A 15,354-nucleotide genomic window follows, 5' to 3' on the forward strand; every position below is an offset into this window, starting at 1 on the left:
CACCTGGGAGCCGAAGTGGCGGGTAATCTCATCCACCACGTCCGGGCGTGCCACAGCGGCTGTGTTGATGGACGCCTTATCTGCTCCGTAACGCAGAAGCTTGTCCACCTCAGCGACGCCCCGCACGCCGCCGCCTACCGTCAACGGGATAAAGACTTCTTCGGCCGTCCGACGCACGACGTCGAAGGTGGTCTCGCGGTTGCCGGAGGACGCTGTGACATCAAGGAACGTCAGCTCGTCGGCACTGCCGTTGTCGTAGCGGTGTGCGAGCTCCACCGGGTCTCCGGCATCTCGAAGGCCTTCAAAGTTAATGCCCTTGACCACGCGGCCGGCATCAACGTCCAGGCATGGGATGACGCGTACGGCTACAGCCATGACTTCTCCTGAAAATTTACTAAGGAAACTCTGTGGACGACGGGCTCAGATGCGGCAGGCGTGGATGCTGCTGACAAGGATGGCACGGGCACCCAGGTCATAAAGCTCGTCCATAATCCGGTTGGTTTCCTTCTTTGGCACCATAGAGCGCACTGCCACCCAGTCAGAGTCGCGCAGCGGGGAGACGGTCGGAGACTCAAGGCCGGGGGTCAACGCGGCTGCCTTTTCTACAAGCTCTTTACGGATGTCGTAGTCCATCAGCACGTACTGGCGGGCTACGAGGACACCCTGAAGCCGGCGGATCAGGACGTCGGCCGCGGGATTCTTTTCACCCTTGCGGCCGATGAGTACCGACTCAGAGAGCAGGATCGGCTCCCCGAAGATTTCCATCCCGGCAGCCTTGAGCGTGGTCCCGGTCTCGACGACGTCGGCAATGGCGTCCGCAACGCCGAGCCTCACGGAGGACTCGACGGCGCCGTCGAGCCGTACCACTTTGGCGTTGATACCTCGCTCGGCGAGGTATCCGCGCAGCAGGCCGTCATAGCTCGTCGCCAGCCGCTTGCCCTCAAGCTGCTCGACGGTGTCGAAGTCACCCACGGGCCCCGCGAAGCGGAAAGTCGAGGCGGCAAAGCCAAGGCCGAGCAGCTCCTCCGCCTCAACCTCGGCGTCCAGCAACAGGTCCCGGCCCGTGATCCCGACGTCGAGCGTTCCCTGCCCTACATACACGGCGATGTCGCGCGGGCGGAGGAAAAAGAACTCAATGTCGTTGTCCGGATCAACCAGCACGAGCTCGCGGCCGCCGTCGCGGCGCTGGCGGTAGCCTGCCTCGGCGAGCATCTCGGAGGCGGCTTCGGACAGGGATCCTTTATTGGGAACGGCAACTCGCAGCATGGAGGAAAATCTTTCTGGGTGGGGACGGGAATCAGTACAAGCAGGATATGACCGCAGCGGGGCGGCTAAAGATGCTTGTAGACGTCTTCCAGGCTGAGTCCCTTGGCAAGCATCAGAACCTGCAGGTGATAGAGCAGCTGGGAGATCTCCTCAGCGGCTGCTTCGTCGGATTCGTACTCAGCTGCCATCCAGACTTCCGCTGCTTCTTCGACGACCTTCTTGCCGATGCCGTGGACCCCGGACTCCAATTCAGCGACCGTGCGGGAGCCGGGCGGGCGTGTTGCAGCCTTCTCACTGAGTTCTGCAAACAGCGTCTCGAAATTCTTCACGCCCTCCAGCCTACTTGCTCAAGGCTGGAGAGCGCCTGCCGGGCCGTAGCATGACGACGGCGTTGTGACAGAAAGCACAAACGGCTCATTACCGGTACTGGCTCAGGGTCACTGCCGTTGCGAGGGCCGCCGTCACGGCTTCATGGCCCTTGTCCTCCGAGGAACCAGGGAGGCCGGCCCGGTCCAGGCCTTGCTGTTCCGTGTCACAGGTCAGCACGCCGAATCCAACGGGGACGCCGGTTTTGACGCTGACATCGGTCAGGCCCATCGTGGCGGCCTGGCAGACGTAGTCAAAGTGGGGCGTGCCTCCCCTGATCACCACACCGAGTGCCACGACGGCGTCAAAGTGTGGGGCCAGCCGGGCCGCCGCGACGGGAAGCTCGAAGCTGCCGGGTACCCGCAAGACCGTGGGCTCGTTGATGCCTGCCTCTTTGGCAGCCCGGAGCGCACCGTCGAGCAGGCCGTCCATGATCTGCGTATGCCAACTGGCGGCAACAATCGCCAATTTCAGGCGGGACGTTTCGTCAGGGTTCAGGGTGGTCAGGTCGATTTCGGGCGCGCCGTGTCCGCTCATTGCGAGGTTCCGTTCAGTTGTGGTGGTGATTCTTGGTGTTCAGTGTTGAGGAGGCAGTTCGGCCTGGATCAGTTCAGGCGTAGCCCGGCTCAGTCCTGTTCGTGGTCAAAGGGGGTGGATGCCAGGCCGACGGCGCCCGCGGAAACGGTGGCCGACCCGGCGCCAAGGACAAGTCTGTGGTCCATCCGATCCTTCTTGGTCTGCAGGTACCGGATGTTCTGCTCGCGGGAGGGAACCTCGGTGGGAACCATCTCCACCACTGCGACGCCCGCCCTAGCCAACCTGTTCTGCTTGTCAGGGTTGTTGCTCAGGAGCCGGATGTGAGTGAGTCCCATTTCTGCCAGGATCTGCGCCGCAGCCTTGTAGCAGCGGGCATCCACAGGCAACCCCAGCTGCTCGTTGGCTTCAACGGTGTCCAGTCCGGCTTCCTGGAGGGCGTAGGCCTTGATCTTGTTGGCAAGGCCGATGCCGCGGCCTTCCTGCCCGCGGAGGTACAGCAACGTCCCGCCGTATTCGCCGATCATCTCCAGCGCATAGGCGAGCTGTTCGCCGCAGTCGCACCGGTAGGACCCGAAGACGTCACCCGTGAGGCATTCCGAGTGCAGCCGCACCAGGGGTGCCTGCCCATCGGTGGGCGGAATGGGGGAGCTCACTGCCAGGTGCTCGGCACCTGTTTCGAGGTCAATCCACGCCTGGGCAACCAAACCGCCGAACTCGCTGGGCAGTTGGACCACCGGGCCACCGCTGACCGGGTGGGGCTCTGCGCCGTTAGCTGCCTTTTGGGCTTTCGAAGCCGTCATTATTTCTCCTCTTTTCCGGCCGGAACCGATGCCCGCCTACTGTCGTCCCCATTGCCCAGATAGCTCACAAGGTCCTCGATCGAGATGAGCGGGCAGCCATGTTCTGCAGCAAAAACCCGCAGTCCATCCAGCCGCATCATCTCTCCGTTGTCATACACCAATTCTGCAATCACACCGACAGGCGACAGTCCCGCCAGCCGGCACAGCTCGACTGCCGCTTCCGTATGGCCCGGGCGTTCCCGTACACCACCCTCAACAGCGCGAAGCGGAAAAACATGCCCGGGACGTGTAAGCGAGGCCGGCTTGCTGGCCGGATCGGCCAGCACCCTGGCAGTCAGGGCACGGTCGGAGGCCGAAATTCCCGTGGTCACGCCGATTGCCGCATCACAGGAGACAGTGTAGGCAGTTCCCTTGGAGTCTTCGTTAACTTCAACCATCGGCGGCAAGGCCAGGGCATCAGCGCGGGCACCGTCGAGGGGAACACAAATGACTCCCGAGCTGTAGCGGACGGTCCAGCCCATCAGTGCCGGGGTGGCGAACTCCGCCGCAAAAATGATGTCGCCCTCATTTTCGCGGTCCTCATTGTCCACCACGATGACCGGTCGGCCGGCGGCGATGGCACTTACGGCTTCTTCAATGCTGTCCAGTGCAGCAGGAACAGCGTCCATGTTGACAGGCGCTGCCAGATCCAGCGGGTGGCCGGCCGCAGTGGAGGCCGGGCTCACAGCGAGGCCCCCGCGTCTGCTGCCTGCGAGGCCGATGCGGATTGCTCACGTGATGCCGGCAGCGAGAAGGCCAACAAGCGCTCGGTGTACTTGGCGAGCACGTCAACTTCCAGGTTCACCGGGCTCCCCACGCTCTTTGCTCCCAGACCGGTCTCTGCCAATGTGGTGGGGATCAGTCCCACCTCAAACCAGGGCGCCGGCTCCTCCGCGGGGCTGACGGCAGTAACGGTGAGGGATACGCCGTCGACCGCTATGGAGCCCTTTTCGGCGATATACCGGGCAAGACCGGACGGCACTTCGAACCTCAGCCGGTCCCAGTTCTCCAGGGATTCCCGTTCCGCCAGGGTGCCGACGCCATCCACGTGGCCCTGGACGACGTGGCCGTCGAGGCGGCCTCCGGCAGGAACACACCGCTCAAGGTTCACGGCGTCCCCCGCCTGCAACTGACCAATCGTGCTCCTGACCAGGGTCTCGCCCATGACGTCGACGCTGAACTCCTTGCCCACGATCTCAGTGGCAGTCAGGCATACGCCGTTCACTGCGATGGATCCGCCCAGAGCGAGGCCCTCGGTAGTCCCGGGCGCCTGCAGGCGGAGGGTTGCGCTGCCCTCTCCCCTGTCCACGGACAGGACTTTGCCCTGTTCGGCGATAATTCCGGTAAACATCAATAGCCTCCTGCTGCGCTGCCGGCACCTGTCAGGTGCACGGTTGAATCGGGTGAAGTTGCCTTGGAAAGTTCGGTGATTGCTGAGCGGGCAGATGTTTCCGGGCCGGCAGGACGAAGATGGAGCCGAAGGTCCCTGCCCAGGGACTGAACCGCTCCGCCTCCGGCGGGGTCCCATTCCCAATGCTGGGCATCGGACAGCGTTGTTATGCCGAGGTCTCCCAGAGCTGGGGTGCCGGATCCCAGCAATGTGGGTGCCAGGTAAACAATCAGTTCATCCACCAGTCCGGCGGCCAGGAAAGCGCTGAGGATGCGGGAGCCCCCCTCCACCATCAGGTGGCGCACTCCGGCAGCGAAGAGGGTGTCCAGGGCCAGGCGGGGGTCCCTGGTGGCGAGATGGAGAACGCGGCCGTCTTCTCCATGGATAGCAGCATTCCCGGGGATGCCCCGGAGCCCCATGACAGCCCGCAGTGGTTGCCTGCCTTCGGGCTCACCGGCGGAATTCCTGGCCGTCAGCCGGGGGTTGTCGATCAGGACTGTTTGGGTGCCTACGAGGATCGCATCAATCCGGCCGCGGGTACTGTGATTGTCGGCCAGCGACTCCGGACTCGAAATCCACTGGCTGGTGCCGTCCTGGGCTGCAATTCTGCTGTCGAGGGTCTGGGCGATGTGAAGAGTGACGAAAGGCCGCTTGGACAGTACGGCCTCGAACCATCTTCGGTTCAGGTCAAAGGCGCGCCCGGCGTTCAGTCCTGAACGTACCTTCACTCCCGCCGCCAGCAGAGTGGCCGCTCCGCCGGCAGCCGGATCGTGCGGGTCATCCACGGCATAAACGACGTTGGCCATGCCTGCATTGATGATTGCCTGTGCGCAGGGACCGGTGCGGCCGCAGTGATTGCAGGGTTCAAGGGTGACCACCATGGTGGTACCGGCCAGATCCAGTCCCTGCGATCCCGCCTGGGCAATGGCGTCAGCTTCGGCGTGGGGGGTTCCGGCTCCGCGGTGATAGCCGGTTGCAATCTGCCGGCCGTTGGCGTCGAGAATTACCGCTCCCACCAAGGGATTCACCCCTCGTGGCCCCTTGAGGGCCTCTTCAAGGGCGCGCTCCATCGCTGCCGCTTCAGCATGCGTGAATTCAGCGTCTGAGAGCACCTGTGCGTCGTTCCTTCCCTCGAAAACCGCGTGGCTCCGGGGGTGAACGACAGCAAAAGTCCGGGACGCAATTAAGCGCCACAGAAACAGCCGTACGTGCTTCTCTCATCCAGACTTTAACTGTCGGTACCGGAATTTCACCGGTTCAACCGTCCGCCGGGAGCCTTCCAAAAGAAAGCACCGGCTCGCGGGTCGCGGACTGTCACCGCCGGTTCGGACTTACACCGACCCCGGAGCACGTATTGTGTGTTGTTATTGTGTCACAACCGCGCTGTCCGCCCGGGTATTCCCGTCAGAATCCGTCACAGGGAGGATTTTTTTCGCCGTAAACCGAAGGCGTCACAGGCGGCTAACGGCTGCCGGCCTTCCGAAGCCGTTCAACGGCTTCCGACGGATCCTCGGCGCCATAAACTGCTGAACCTGCCACAAAGACATTCGCTCCGGCTTCAGCTGCCCTGATGATGGTTTCTTCCGTGATGCCGCCGTCCACCTGCAAGGCAACGCCCGTTCCCGCGCCGTCGATGGCAGCCCGCGCCCGGCGGATCTTGGGCAGCGTCAGGTCCAGGAAGGACTGACCGCCAAAGCCCGGCTCCACAGTCATGATGAGGAGCAGGTCCAGTTCCGGCAACATGTCCAGGTATGGCTCCACCGGGGTTCCCGGCCGTAGGGCCATTCCTGCCTTCGCTCCCCTTGCCCGTAGCTCGCGGGCAAGTTTGATGGGGGCGATGGAGGCTTCGACGTGAAAGGTCACGGAAGCCACTCCTGCGTCGGCGTAGGCCGGGGCCCAGCGGTCGGCGTCGTTGATCATCAGGTGGGCGTCCAGCGGCACAGGACTCACGGCCTGGATCCGCTGTACCACCGGCAGGCCTATCGTCAGATTGGGAACAAAGTGGTTGTCCATAACGTCAACATGGACGGCGTCCGCGTTGCTGATGCGGCGAAGCTCTGCCTCGAGGTTCACGAAGTCCGCTGAGAGGATGCTGGGATTGATACAGCACTGGGCCATGAGGGAGTCCTTTCACAGTAAGGGCGCTGCCAAGCCAACAACGGCCGGCGGTTTTCAGTTGAGGGTGCTTGCGGGCTGAATGATGCCTTGCAATCCCGGTGTCAGGACTTCTTCCGGATAAGGGCAAGGAACATTGCGTCAGTTGCGTGGAGGTGAGGCCACAACTGCGCCGTACCCTCGTGCCCGGCCTCCAAGTGCCCGGTCAGGCTCACGTTGTCCAGCACAGCTCCGGCATCCAGCAATTCCAGGTCATCACGCTTGCGGAGGGCATCGCTGACCACGGCGGTGGTTTCGGCGGGATGCGGGGAGCACGTCACGTAGGCCACCACTCCACCGGGCCGAACTGCAGCCAAAGCCGACTTGAGTAAATCCCGCTGGAGGGGCCCCAGGTCTGCGAGGTCTTTCGGTGAACGGCGCCAGCGCGATTCAGGACGGCGCCGCAGGGCTCCCAAACCGCTGCAGGGAACATCCACGAGTATCCGGTCGAACGTCTCGGGCTGTTCGCTGCCGAGCTCCCGGCCGTCACCGGTTCGGACTTCCCACACATCGTCCGGCACAATCGACAATGCCTGACGGACCAGCTTGGCCCGATGCGGCAGGGGTTCATTGGCCAGCAAACGTGCACCCCTCTGGTTGGCGATTGCTCCCAGCAGGGCTGCCTTTCCGCCGGGCCCTGCACAGAGGTCCAGCCAGAGTTCACCCTCCCCGGTGCCGGCGGAGCCAGCGTGCACGGCGTCGTCCCCGCCTTCGCCTTTTCGACTCCCCTGAAGCTCGACGGCGGCCAGCGCACGGGCAACCAATTGGGAACCAGCGTCCTGGACCCTGGTGCTGCCTTCCCGGACGGATGCCAGCTTGCCGAGGTCTCCTCCGCTGGAAAGTGCCGAGTCCTCAACAAGCTCACCGGGGATCGCACCATTTTCCAGTGCTTCGTCGAGGTTTCCCAAGCCGGGCAATGCCACAAGGTTGACCACCGGAGCCGCATTGTCCGCCTCAAGCAGCCCGGTGATTTCCGTTACCGGCCGGCCGTGCGCCACCAGGGATTGCCTCAACGCCCTCACGATCCACTCCGGATGGGCATGGCGGACTGACGCAATGGTGGTTTCGTCGGTCTCGTCCCGGAGGAGCTCCTCGAGCCATTCATCAAGGGTGCGGGCAGAAACCTTCCGCAGCACCGCATTGATCAGTGCGGAGGGCCCGGCTCCGATAACGGCGCGGGCAAGGCCGACTGTCTGATCCAGGGCCGCGTGCGCAGGGACACGCATCGCCAACAGCTGATGGGCTCCGATCCGGAGGGCATCGAGGATCGCCGGATCGAGCTGGTCGAGGGGACGGTCAACGCAGCGGGCCAAGACGGCGTCGTAAGTCCCCTGTCCGCGAAGGGCCCCATAGCTCAGTTCGGTGGCGAAACCGGCGTCGCGCTTGTCCAGCCCGTGGTGCCGGATGCGGGCAGGGAGGACAAGGTTCGCATAGGCGTCCTCGGACGCAACGGCCCGGAGCACTTCAAAAGCCACCAGACGGGCGGGATCGGCACGGCGCGTGCGCTGGGAAGGTGCGTTTTCGGTGAAACTGCGCTGCGATGTCCGGTTACGTTCCCGGCCCTGCGCGTTCCGCTGACTGCCGCCGCTACTCCGCTGCCCACCACTCCGTTGCCCGCCGCTGCGCTGGCCACGGCCGTTGCCGCCTGTGCCGGACCCGCTCATTCGAACACCATGCTTTCCACTGAAGTCTGTCCACGCACCCAATCGGCGGCGGTCATCATTTTCTTGCCCGAGGGTTGAATCCTCGTTAGTTCCACAGCGTGCGAGCCTGTTCCTACCAGCACAGCCTTTTCCCTCAGGGCAACGCGGCCCGGTTCCAGGTCAAGGGTATCCGGGCGGAGTATCACGGGCTCCAGCTTCAGCCGCTGGCCCTCAAATGTTGTCCAGGCTCCCGGCTCAGGAGTCACGCCCCGGGCGCGCCGGCCAACCGTGAGAGCGGGCTGATGCCAGTCGAGACGGGCGTCGTCAATGCTGAGCTTGGGTGCCAGGGAGACCTCGCCGCTCTGGGGCACGGCAGCAGCGGCGCCGGCTTCCACTGCCGAGAGAGTCTGGGCGAGGAGAACAGCTCCGCTGTGCGATAACCGTTCCAGCAGCCCGCCGGAGGTGTCGTCGTCGTGCACCTTTTCGGTGAGCGTGCCAAAAACGGGACCCGTGTCCAGGCCCTCTTCCAGAAGAAAGGTCACGGCCCCGGTCACGTCATCACCGGCCATGACTGCGTGCTGGACCGGAGCGGCACCACGCCAGGCCGGCAGCAGGGAGAAATGCAGATTAATCCAGCCGTGTTGCGGGATGTCCAGGGCCGCGCGGGGTATGAGCCCACCATAGGCCACGATAGCCGCCACGTCGGGTTTCAGTTCCGCGATCCTGGCGATGATTTCAGCATCCACCTTGGCTGCGTGAATCACGCCGATTCCGAGCTCCGCGGCCCGGGCTGCGACCGGAGAGGGGGTCAGCACGCGCTTGCGGCCAAGGGGTGCGTCGGGTCGGGTGAGCACGGCGACGACGTCAAACCCGGCACCAAGCAAAGCATCCAGGGAAGGCACGGCGACCGCTGGTGTTCCAGCAAAGAGAACCCTCATCCGGCTGTTCCGGAACCGATGCCAAAGCTGGAACCGACAGTGCGCGCCCGCTTGGCGGTGGTTTGTTCCGCAACGGAGTGGTAGTCGGCAGCGCGGATGGCCCGAAGGGCGGTCTTGCGGTCCTCTCCCTCAAGACGGTCCGTGAAAAGGACGCCGTCGAGATGGTCAGTCTCGTGCTGAAAGCAGCGGGCGAGCATGCCGTCAGCCTCCACGCTGACCGGGTTGCCGTTCAGGTCTACGCCTGTTGCCTTCGTGGCCCGACGACGGCGGACGGGGAAGCCAAGACCGGGAATGGACAGGCAACCTTCCACTTCGTCCTCCTGGAAGTCGTCACTGTTTTCCAGCACCGGGTTGATGATATGCCCTTCAACCCCGCCGATCCGGTAGGTGAAAACGCGGAGGCTCACTCCGACCTGCGGAGCGGCGAGTCCTGCGCCGTCAACATCCTCCATGGTTTCGACCATGTCAGCGACCAGTTTTTCCAGCTCCGGTCCGAAGTCCGTCACGGGATCGGCCACGGTGCGGAGCACGGGGTCCCCGATGATGCGGATGTTCAGAATGGCCATGGGCAGTCTTTCCTCACGGTGGAGAGGTACGGGATCCCATCCAGTTTAGATGCAGCATCTGTCAGGAGGGCACGATGTGCCGCGAAGGCAGCGGACAGGCCGGCTAGTGGGACACCGGCGGGGCAACGGGCAGCAGCGCACTTCCGGCGCTTCCGGTGTCGGCGGCCATTTCCCAGACACGCCGGAGAGCACAGAACTTCCACCAGTGATGCTTAAGAACGTCGGGGTTGGCCCTCGAGGGACGGACTTCGGTTTCGCCCAGGGCCACGGCCAGAAGCACGGGTGCCTCTCCGTGCTTCCAGGCTTCCCATTCGCCGGCGACAGGGTCTACGAGGCTTTCTTCGGCCTTCATCCCCGCCACCAACTGCATCACCACTTTGTCGTCCAGGGGCTTGACCGTTCCATCCTTGGTGGTGCCTTTGGTTTTGTAGTCGATGAGGCAGGTCCGGCCATTGATACGCGCCACCAGATCCAGGGTTCCCGCATAACCAACTGTGTGGTTCCAGACTGTGATCTCCGGAGCGATGGGCTCAACGCGGTACAGCTCCCACCATTCATCGAACCGTGCGGCGAAGGCTTCCTCGCCGTTGGCTGCCAGCGCCTCGCGCGTTTCCTTCATTCGGTGCGGCTTGCCGAGGGCCCTCAGGGCCACCTGCTCGCAGTAGTCATGAACACGGTCGCCACGTTTCGCGGCAACATCGCGGTACGCCTCCGCGGCCTTGGCGGCCCTGTTGACCGCCTGCCGTACCTGCGCCGGGCTGCCAAGAATGCCCGGGAGCAGGGGGTCGCTGGCAAGGCTGCTCGCACCCATATAACCGAACCATCCGTCCAGGCCATGAGGCTGTTGCCCTATGACGGTGGTGATGGATGGAACAGAGAAGTCTGCAGTGGTGGAACGGGCGTACATCCGGCCATAATCCGTGGCGTGGGCAAGCAGTGGAGCGGTCATATCTCAACTCTTTCACAAAGGACCGACAGGAAGTCCAGCTCACTGAAACCGGCTGGACCACAAGAAAGAAACACAAAAAGACCCGCTCCGTTGCAATAACGGAACGGGCCTTCGGGGTGGGCGATACTGGGTTCGAACCAGTGACCTCTTCGGTGTGAACGAAGCGCGCTACCACTGCGCCAATCGCCCTGATGCCTTTGAATGCTAGCCCAGTCCGGTCGATTATAGAAATCGGCCGCCTGACACCATTATCCCACTTCCGGACGGCGGTAAAAGCAGCGGGAATTACATGACTGTAATTAGCCAAAACCCCTAGAAATCAAGGAAGCAGCGGGATTCATGTCCGAGGGCAGGAAAGCGATTTGGAGAATCCTTGAACCTCCTATAGAGTTTTTACTCGTTGGAACGCGAGGAAATGCCCGCCAGGGCACGGAATCAACCCTCCAAACTGCGGACGTAGCTCAGCTGGTAGAGCACCACCTTGCCAAGGTGGATGTCGCGAGTTCGAATCTCGTCGTCCGCTCGCAGGACACTGTCACGGCAAGGGTTCTTCGGAATCGTGCTAACACGGTGGGTTGGCCGAGAGGCGAGGCAGCGGCCTGCAAAGCCGTATACACGGGTTCGAATCCCGTACCCACCTCGGTGAAAACCATGGTTTCCGGTTCAGGCTGGATGGCAATGGGCGATTGGCGCAGCGGTAGCGCGCTTCCCTGACACGGAAGAGGTCACTGGTTCGATCCCAGTATCGCCCACCAGAGCAATTCACATTGCTTGTTGTAGAGCGCTTTTCGGGCGTAATCACCTACATGTGCGGACGTAGCTCAGCTGGTAGAGCACCACCTTGCCAAGGTGGATGTCGCGAGTTCGAATCTCGTCGTCCGCTCTCTTTTCTTTTAAACCGCGTTACGTATGCGCGGGCGATTGGCGCAGCGGTAGCGCGCTTCCCTGACACGGAAGAGGTCACTGGTTCGATCCCAGTATCGCCCACCCATGAAAGCAGCTCCCCCGGAGCTGCTTTTTTGCTGTTAAAACATCCCTAAACGGTTGGCACCTCCATACTCCAAGGTTAGGATCGAAAGGCCAGGAGCGATCTGGCTCCGCGACTGAAGGGAGGTGCCCGTGGGATTACTTGACGATCTAAAGGGCAAGGCTCAGCAACTTATTGGTGGCAAAGAAGAAGCCATCAAGGACGGCATCGGCAAAGCCGGTGACTTCATCGATACCAAGACCGGTGGCAAGTACGCCGACAAAATCGATTCCGTCCAGCAAGGTGCGGCCGGCCTCGTGGACAAAGCTAACGGGACGCCCAACGCGGCGCCTGCAGCTGATGATCCCCACGTCGACGGTGAGCCACCTGCAACCGGGGAACCCCGGCAGCAGGGCCTCTGACCCAACTAGGTACGTCAGCGAGGTGCCGGTCCCGCCGAGAGGCGGCGCCGGCACCTTCGGCGTTTAACAGGGCCTATGAAGGCACGGCCTCCACGAAGGAACTGCCTCTACGAAGGCTCGTGGTTTTGACCCTCACGGGCGAGGGCTGTCAGGCGTGAGACTGCCCGGAAGTACTTCTTCATGTAACCGCCGGTCATCATTTCCTCGGTGAAGAGGCGATCGAACGGAACACCGCTCGCCAGGATGGGGACGTCCTTGTCATAGAGCCGGTCCGCGAGGACCACGAACCGCAGGGCAACTGCCTGTTCAGTGATGGTGTCCACATCGCGCCACACCACTCCGTCGATTCCGTCAATTAATTGCCGGTAGCGGCTCGGGTGGACGCCAGCCAGATGGGCAATCAGGGTCTTGAAGTCATCCCTGGCCACAGTCTTGCCGTCGAACTCTGCCTTCATGTGATGGTTAAGTTCGTCACTACGCAAGGGCAGCGGCGCCGCCGGCAGGCCGCGGTGGCGGAAGTCCTCGCCGTCGATCCTCACCACATCGAACTGATCTGCCAGAACTTGGATTTCGCGCTGGAAGTCGACGGCGGCGAAGCGCCCGTCGCCCAGAGAACCGGGAAGCGTGTTGGACGTCGCTGCGAGCTTGACCCCGGCATCCGCCAGCTCCCGCATCAGCCGCGACATGAGGACGGTATCGCCCGGATCATCCAGCTCGAATTCGTCAATGCAGACGAGCTTGTAATGGCTGAGCGCTTCAACCGTCTTGCGGAAGGACAACGCTCCCACGAGGTTGGTGTACTCAACAAAGGTGCCGAAGGCTTTCGGCCCGGGCGCCGCATGCCAGAGGGACGCCAGGAGGTGCGTCTTGCCGACACCGAATCCGCCGTCCAGGTAGATGCCGGCGCGGGAGGTGTCCTTCTTGCCAAAGAGGCGTTTGAAGAGGCCGTCGCCGTCGCGCGCTCCAACGCCGGCAGCGAAACTTTCCAGGGCACGGACCGCTGCCGCCTGGCTTGGCTGGGAAGGATCGGGGCGGTAACTGCCGAAGGAGACCGCGCCGAATCGTGGCGAAGGATAAAATCCCTTAAGGAGGTCATCCACGGAAACCGCCGGAGTGCGCGCGGCGAGCTGTTCGATCTGTACCAAAGTGGTCCGTTCTGCTGGTCTGTCCCCAGAAAGAATACCGGTATCGGCCTGACGGGCAGCCGCCACGTGATGAAGGCCATATGTCCCTGTGTTAACGGAGGGAAGCAATAGTCCGGGGGCGTGGCTAGTGTTGGAGCAGGTCCGGCTGCCGTGACAACCCGTGCCCGGCCAGGACCCACTGACCGTTTTCAATGAAAGGCCATCAACATGCCCTACCCCGTTGAACAGAACGAGAAATTTTCCGGCTATGTCCACCCGGAGCGGCTCGTATCCACCGAATGGCTGGCCGCGGCCATCGAGTCCGGAGCAGTAGGTGACGGCGGGCTAGTAGTGGTGGAGTCCGACGAAGACGTCCTTCTTTACGAAACCGGTCACATTCCGGGCGCCGTGAAGATCGACTGGCACACCGACCTGAACGATGAAGTCACCCGGGATTACGTGGATGGCGAGGCCTTCGCTGCCCTCGCTGCAGCCAAGGGTATTTCCCGGGACAGCACTGTGGTGATTTACGGCGACAAATCCAATTGGTGGGCCGCCTACGCCCTGTGGGTCTTCACCCTGTTCGGCCACGAGGATGTGCGCCTGCTGGACGGCGGCCGCGACAAGTGGATCGCCGAAGGCCGTGAACTCACCACGGACGTACCGTCCCCGGCTCCGGGCAACTACCCCGTAGTGGAGCGCAATGACGCCCCTATCCGCGCTTTCAAGGAAGACGTCCTCGCCCACTTGGGCAAGCCGCTGATCGATGTCCGTTCCCCCGAGGAGTACACCGGGCAGCGTACGCACATGCCTGCCTACCCCGAAGAGGGCGCGCTCCGCGGCGGGCACATCCCCACCGCGGCTTCCATTCCCTGGGCCCGCGCGGCTGCACCGGACGGCACCTACCGCAGCCGCGAAGAACTCGAGGCGCTCTATCTCGGAGAAGCAGGTTTGACTCCAGGCGACGACGTCGTGGCCTACTGCCGTATTGGCGAGCGTTCCAGCCACACCTGGTTTGCCCTCAAGTACCTTCTGGGGTTTGACACCGTTCGCAACTACGACGGCTCATGGACTGAATGGGGCAACGCTGTCCGCGTTCCGATCGTCAAGGGTGCAGACCGCGGCACTGTTCCTTCTTCGCGGCCGGCAACGGCGTCAAACTAGCCGGGGAAAGCGCACACCACTCCTCTGCAAATACTGCGTAAGCTGGAACTGATGAATACCGATTCCCTCCCCGCCACCCTCGCGGAAATTGTTGATGATTTTCAGGCCCTCACCGAACCTGAGCGGCTGCAGCTGCTCCTGGAGTTCTCACGTGGACTTCCGGAGCTTCCGGAACATCTCAAGGACCATCCTGAACTGCTCGAACAGGTGGTGGAGTGCCAGTCACCGTTGTTCCTGACAATCGAGACGGAAAAGGGCGACGGCGGTGCTCCGGACAGCGTCCGGCTTTACTTCAAGGCGCCACCGGAAGCTCCCACCACCAGGGGCTTCGCCGGTGTCCTCCATGAGGGACTTGATGGTCTGTCCGCGCAGGAAATCCTGGCCGTACCGGATGACATGCCGGAGCTCCTTGGGCTCACGCGCGCCATCACTCCGTTGCGGATGAGGGGCATGACCGCAATGCTGGGCCGCATCAAGCGTAAAGTTGCAGCCTCGGCCCGCTTCCAAGGCTGAACCCGCACCAAAGGATGGCAAGAAAACAGGCTTCACAGGGAACACCGGCCACAGCTGCTTTGGCCGCGGCCGGTGTTCCTTTTGTGTTGCATCCGTACCATCACGATCCCGCCACCGCGAGCTACGGTATGGAGGCCGCCGAGGTGCTGGGCATTGACCCGGCCAGGGTGTTCAAGACCCTCATGGTCGACGTCGACGGGCAGCTGGCCGTGGGAGTGGTTCCCGTCAGCGGCAATCTGGATCTGAAGGCGATGGCCGCATCCCTGGGCGGCAAGAAAGCAGCAATGGCCGATTCCGCCGTCGCCGAACGCCGTACTGGTTATGTCCTGGGCGGGATTTCGCCGCTGGGACAGCGCCAGGCGGCCCGCACTGTGGTGGACGACAGCGCATTGGAACAGGAAACAGTGCTCGTCTCCGGTGGCCGCCGGGGCCTGGACATCGAACTGGATCCCCGCGACCTGATCCGGCTCACGGGAGCCATCTCGGCACCGATCAGAACGGGCCGGTAGCAGGCAC

General features: G+C 62.9%; 18 protein-coding genes, 6 tRNA genes and 1 riboswitch. Of the genes, 9 read left to right on the forward strand and 15 right to left on the reverse strand.

The genetic code is table 11. The features are described from left to right. From hisF to RIN13_RS16425, 14 genes are all read right to left on the reverse strand, one after another. A partial coding sequence (gene hisF / locus RIN13_RS16360) for a HisA/HisF-related TIM barrel protein (protein ID WP_309108391.1) occupies positions 1-375 on the reverse strand: 375 nt, incomplete at its 3' end. Between the two features lie 45 nt (positions 376-420). Then, on the reverse strand, positions 421-1,266 hold the full coding sequence (hisG, locus tag RIN13_RS16365) for an ATP phosphoribosyltransferase (protein WP_309108392.1): 846 nt from the start codon (positions 1,264-1,266) through the stop codon (positions 421-423). A gap of 65 nt (positions 1,267-1,331) precedes the next feature. Then, on the reverse strand, positions 1,332-1,595 hold the full coding sequence (locus RIN13_RS16370; protein ID WP_247044674.1) for a phosphoribosyl-ATP diphosphatase: 264 nt from the start codon (positions 1,593-1,595) through the stop codon (positions 1,332-1,334). 88 nt (positions 1,596-1,683) lie between these two features. Beyond that, positions 1,684-2,169, reverse strand: coding sequence for a 6,7-dimethyl-8-ribityllumazine synthase (gene ribH / locus RIN13_RS16375; RefSeq protein WP_309108393.1), 486 nt, complete (start codon positions 2,167-2,169; stop codon positions 1,684-1,686). A gap of 89 nt (positions 2,170-2,258) precedes the next feature. Further along, a complete protein-coding gene (gene ribA, locus RIN13_RS16380; protein WP_309108394.1) occupies positions 2,259-2,969 on the reverse strand; it encodes a GTP cyclohydrolase II in 711 nt (236 codons plus the stop codon). Beyond that, complete coding sequence (ribB, locus tag RIN13_RS16385) at positions 2,969-3,637, reverse strand: 3,4-dihydroxy-2-butanone-4-phosphate synthase (RefSeq protein WP_309108404.1); 669 nt, start codon at positions 3,635-3,637, stop codon at positions 2,969-2,971. The genes ribA and ribB overlap by 1 nt, the downstream gene beginning before the upstream one ends. Before the next feature lie 53 nt (positions 3,638-3,690). After that, positions 3,691-4,359 carry a riboflavin synthase gene (locus RIN13_RS16390; protein WP_309108395.1) on the reverse strand — a complete coding sequence of 223 codons (669 nt, stop codon included), beginning with the start codon at positions 4,357-4,359 and terminating at the stop codon, positions 3,691-3,693. Further along, the gene (gene ribD / locus RIN13_RS16395; RefSeq protein WP_309108405.1) at positions 4,359-5,468 is read right to left on the reverse strand and encodes a bifunctional diaminohydroxyphosphoribosylaminopyrimidine deaminase/5-amino-6-(5-phosphoribosylamino)uracil reductase RibD; all 1,110 of its coding nucleotides are present in this window, start codon (positions 5,466-5,468) and stop codon (positions 4,359-4,361) included. The genes RIN13_RS16390 and ribD overlap by 1 nt, the downstream gene beginning before the upstream one ends. A gap of 134 nt (positions 5,469-5,602) precedes the next feature. Further along, a riboswitch (FMN riboswitch) is annotated at positions 5,603-5,753 on the reverse strand. 106 nt (positions 5,754-5,859) lie between these two features. Continuing rightward, entirely contained in the window at positions 5,860-6,516 is a 657-nt protein-coding gene (rpe, locus tag RIN13_RS16400) for a ribulose-phosphate 3-epimerase (RefSeq protein WP_309108396.1), read from the reverse strand. Positions 6,517-6,617: 101 nt separating this feature from the next. After that, positions 6,618-8,216 carry a transcription antitermination factor NusB gene (locus RIN13_RS16405; RefSeq protein WP_309108397.1) on the reverse strand — a complete coding sequence of 533 codons (1,599 nt, stop codon included), beginning with the start codon at positions 8,214-8,216 and terminating at the stop codon, positions 6,618-6,620. After that, the gene (gene fmt, locus RIN13_RS16410) at positions 8,213-9,133 is read right to left on the reverse strand and encodes a methionyl-tRNA formyltransferase (RefSeq protein ID WP_309108398.1); all 921 of its coding nucleotides are present in this window, start codon (positions 9,131-9,133) and stop codon (positions 8,213-8,215) included. The genes RIN13_RS16405 and fmt overlap by 4 nt, the downstream gene beginning before the upstream one ends. Next, the gene (gene def / locus RIN13_RS16415; RefSeq protein ID WP_309108399.1) at positions 9,130-9,699 is read right to left on the reverse strand and encodes a peptide deformylase; all 570 of its coding nucleotides are present in this window, start codon (positions 9,697-9,699) and stop codon (positions 9,130-9,132) included. Before def ends, fmt begins: the two co-directional genes overlap by 4 nt. Before the next feature lie 103 nt (positions 9,700-9,802). Next, on the reverse strand, positions 9,803-10,648 hold the full coding sequence (locus RIN13_RS16420) for a cytochrome (protein ID WP_309108400.1): 846 nt from the start codon (positions 10,646-10,648) through the stop codon (positions 9,803-9,805). Positions 10,649-10,765: 117 nt separating this feature from the next. After that, positions 10,766-10,837, reverse strand: a tRNA-Val gene (locus RIN13_RS16425). Positions 10,838-11,098: 261 nt separating this feature from the next. On the opposite strand from RIN13_RS16425, the gene RIN13_RS16430 reads away from it, so the two are divergent. The 6 genes from RIN13_RS16430 to RIN13_RS16455 all read left to right on the forward strand — a co-directional run bounded on the left by RIN13_RS16430 (position 11,099) and on the right by RIN13_RS16455 (position 12,037). After that, positions 11,099-11,171, forward strand: a tRNA-Gly gene (locus RIN13_RS16430). A gap of 46 nt (positions 11,172-11,217) precedes the next feature. Beyond that, positions 11,218-11,288, forward strand: a tRNA-Cys gene (locus RIN13_RS16435). Between the two features lie 40 nt (positions 11,289-11,328). Further along, positions 11,329-11,403: transfer RNA gene (locus RIN13_RS16440), tRNA-Val, on the forward strand. A gap of 55 nt (positions 11,404-11,458) precedes the next feature. Then, positions 11,459-11,531 (forward strand) — tRNA-Gly (locus tag RIN13_RS16445). 32 nt (positions 11,532-11,563) lie between these two features. Next, positions 11,564-11,635, forward strand: a tRNA-Val gene (locus RIN13_RS16450). A gap of 132 nt (positions 11,636-11,767) precedes the next feature. Continuing rightward, complete coding sequence (locus tag RIN13_RS16455; protein ID WP_309108401.1) at positions 11,768-12,037, forward strand: antitoxin; 270 nt, start codon at positions 11,768-11,770, stop codon at positions 12,035-12,037. 107 nt (positions 12,038-12,144) lie between these two features. On the opposite strand, the gene zapE is transcribed toward RIN13_RS16455, so the two are convergent. Further along, a complete protein-coding gene (zapE, locus tag RIN13_RS16460) occupies positions 12,145-13,182 on the reverse strand; it encodes a cell division protein ZapE (RefSeq protein ID WP_309108406.1) in 1,038 nt (345 codons plus the stop codon). Between the two features lie 207 nt (positions 13,183-13,389). Between zapE and RIN13_RS16465 the strand changes: the two genes are divergently transcribed. Genes RIN13_RS16465 through ybaK form a run of 3 tightly spaced genes read left to right on the forward strand, consistent with a single transcriptional unit; the run spans position 13,390 to position 15,347 of the window. Then, positions 13,390-14,325, forward strand: a complete 936-nt coding sequence (locus RIN13_RS16465) for a sulfurtransferase (RefSeq protein WP_309108402.1) — start codon at positions 13,390-13,392, stop codon at positions 14,323-14,325. A gap of 51 nt (positions 14,326-14,376) precedes the next feature. Beyond that, entirely contained in the window at positions 14,377-14,838 is a 462-nt protein-coding gene (locus RIN13_RS16470) for a SufE family protein (RefSeq protein ID WP_247044744.1), read from the forward strand. Positions 14,839-14,852: 14 nt separating this feature from the next. Beyond that, on the forward strand, positions 14,853-15,347 hold the full coding sequence (gene ybaK / locus RIN13_RS16475) for a Cys-tRNA(Pro) deacylase (protein WP_309108403.1): 495 nt from the start codon (positions 14,853-14,855) through the stop codon (positions 15,345-15,347). Positions 15,348-15,354: the final 7 nt, after the last annotated feature.

The sequence above is a fragment of the Arthrobacter sp. genome, assembly GCF_031179985.1.
In the GTDB taxonomy this organism is placed as follows: domain Bacteria; phylum Actinomycetota; class Actinomycetes; order Actinomycetales; family Micrococcaceae; genus Arthrobacter.

Excerpts from the sequence above, each read along its gene's own strand:
- RIN13_RS16470 (WP_247044744.1), top strand. The coding sequence starts at position 14,377 with ATGAATACCGATTCCCTCCCCGCCACCCTCGCGGAAATTGTTGATGAT.
- rpe (WP_309108396.1), bottom strand. The coding sequence starts at position 6,516 with ATGGCCCAGTGCTGTATCAATCCCAGCATCCTCTCAGCGGACTTCGTG.
- RIN13_RS16405 (WP_309108397.1), bottom strand. The coding sequence starts at position 8,216 with ATGAGCGGGTCCGGCACAGGCGGCAACGGCCGTGGCCAGCGCAGCGGC.
- hisG (WP_309108392.1), bottom strand. The coding sequence starts at position 1,266 with ATGCTGCGAGTTGCCGTTCCCAATAAAGGATCCCTGTCCGAAGCCGCC.
- def (WP_309108399.1), bottom strand. The coding sequence starts at position 9,699 with ATGGCCATTCTGAACATCCGCATCATCGGGGACCCCGTGCTCCGCACC.
- RIN13_RS16390 (WP_309108395.1), bottom strand. The coding sequence starts at position 4,359 with ATGTTTACCGGAATTATCGCCGAACAGGGCAAAGTCCTGTCCGTGGAC.
- ribB (WP_309108404.1), bottom strand. The coding sequence starts at position 3,637 with ATGGACGCTGTTCCTGCTGCACTGGACAGCATTGAAGAAGCCGTAAGT.
- RIN13_RS16420 (WP_309108400.1), bottom strand. The coding sequence starts at position 10,648 with ATGACCGCTCCACTGCTTGCCCACGCCACGGATTATGGCCGGATGTAC.
- ybaK (WP_309108403.1), top strand. The coding sequence starts at position 14,853 with ATGGCAAGAAAACAGGCTTCACAGGGAACACCGGCCACAGCTGCTTTG.
- RIN13_RS16465 (WP_309108402.1), top strand. The coding sequence starts at position 13,390 with ATGCCCTACCCCGTTGAACAGAACGAGAAATTTTCCGGCTATGTCCAC.
- ribD (WP_309108405.1), bottom strand. The coding sequence starts at position 5,468 with ATGGAGCGCGCCCTTGAAGAGGCCCTCAAGGGGCCACGAGGGGTGAAT.
- ribA (WP_309108394.1), bottom strand. The coding sequence starts at position 2,969 with ATGACGGCTTCGAAAGCCCAAAAGGCAGCTAACGGCGCAGAGCCCCAC.
- fmt (WP_309108398.1), bottom strand. The coding sequence starts at position 9,133 with ATGAGGGTTCTCTTTGCTGGAACACCAGCGGTCGCCGTGCCTTCCCTG.
- ribH (WP_309108393.1), bottom strand. The coding sequence starts at position 2,169 with ATGAGCGGACACGGCGCGCCCGAAATCGACCTGACCACCCTGAACCCT.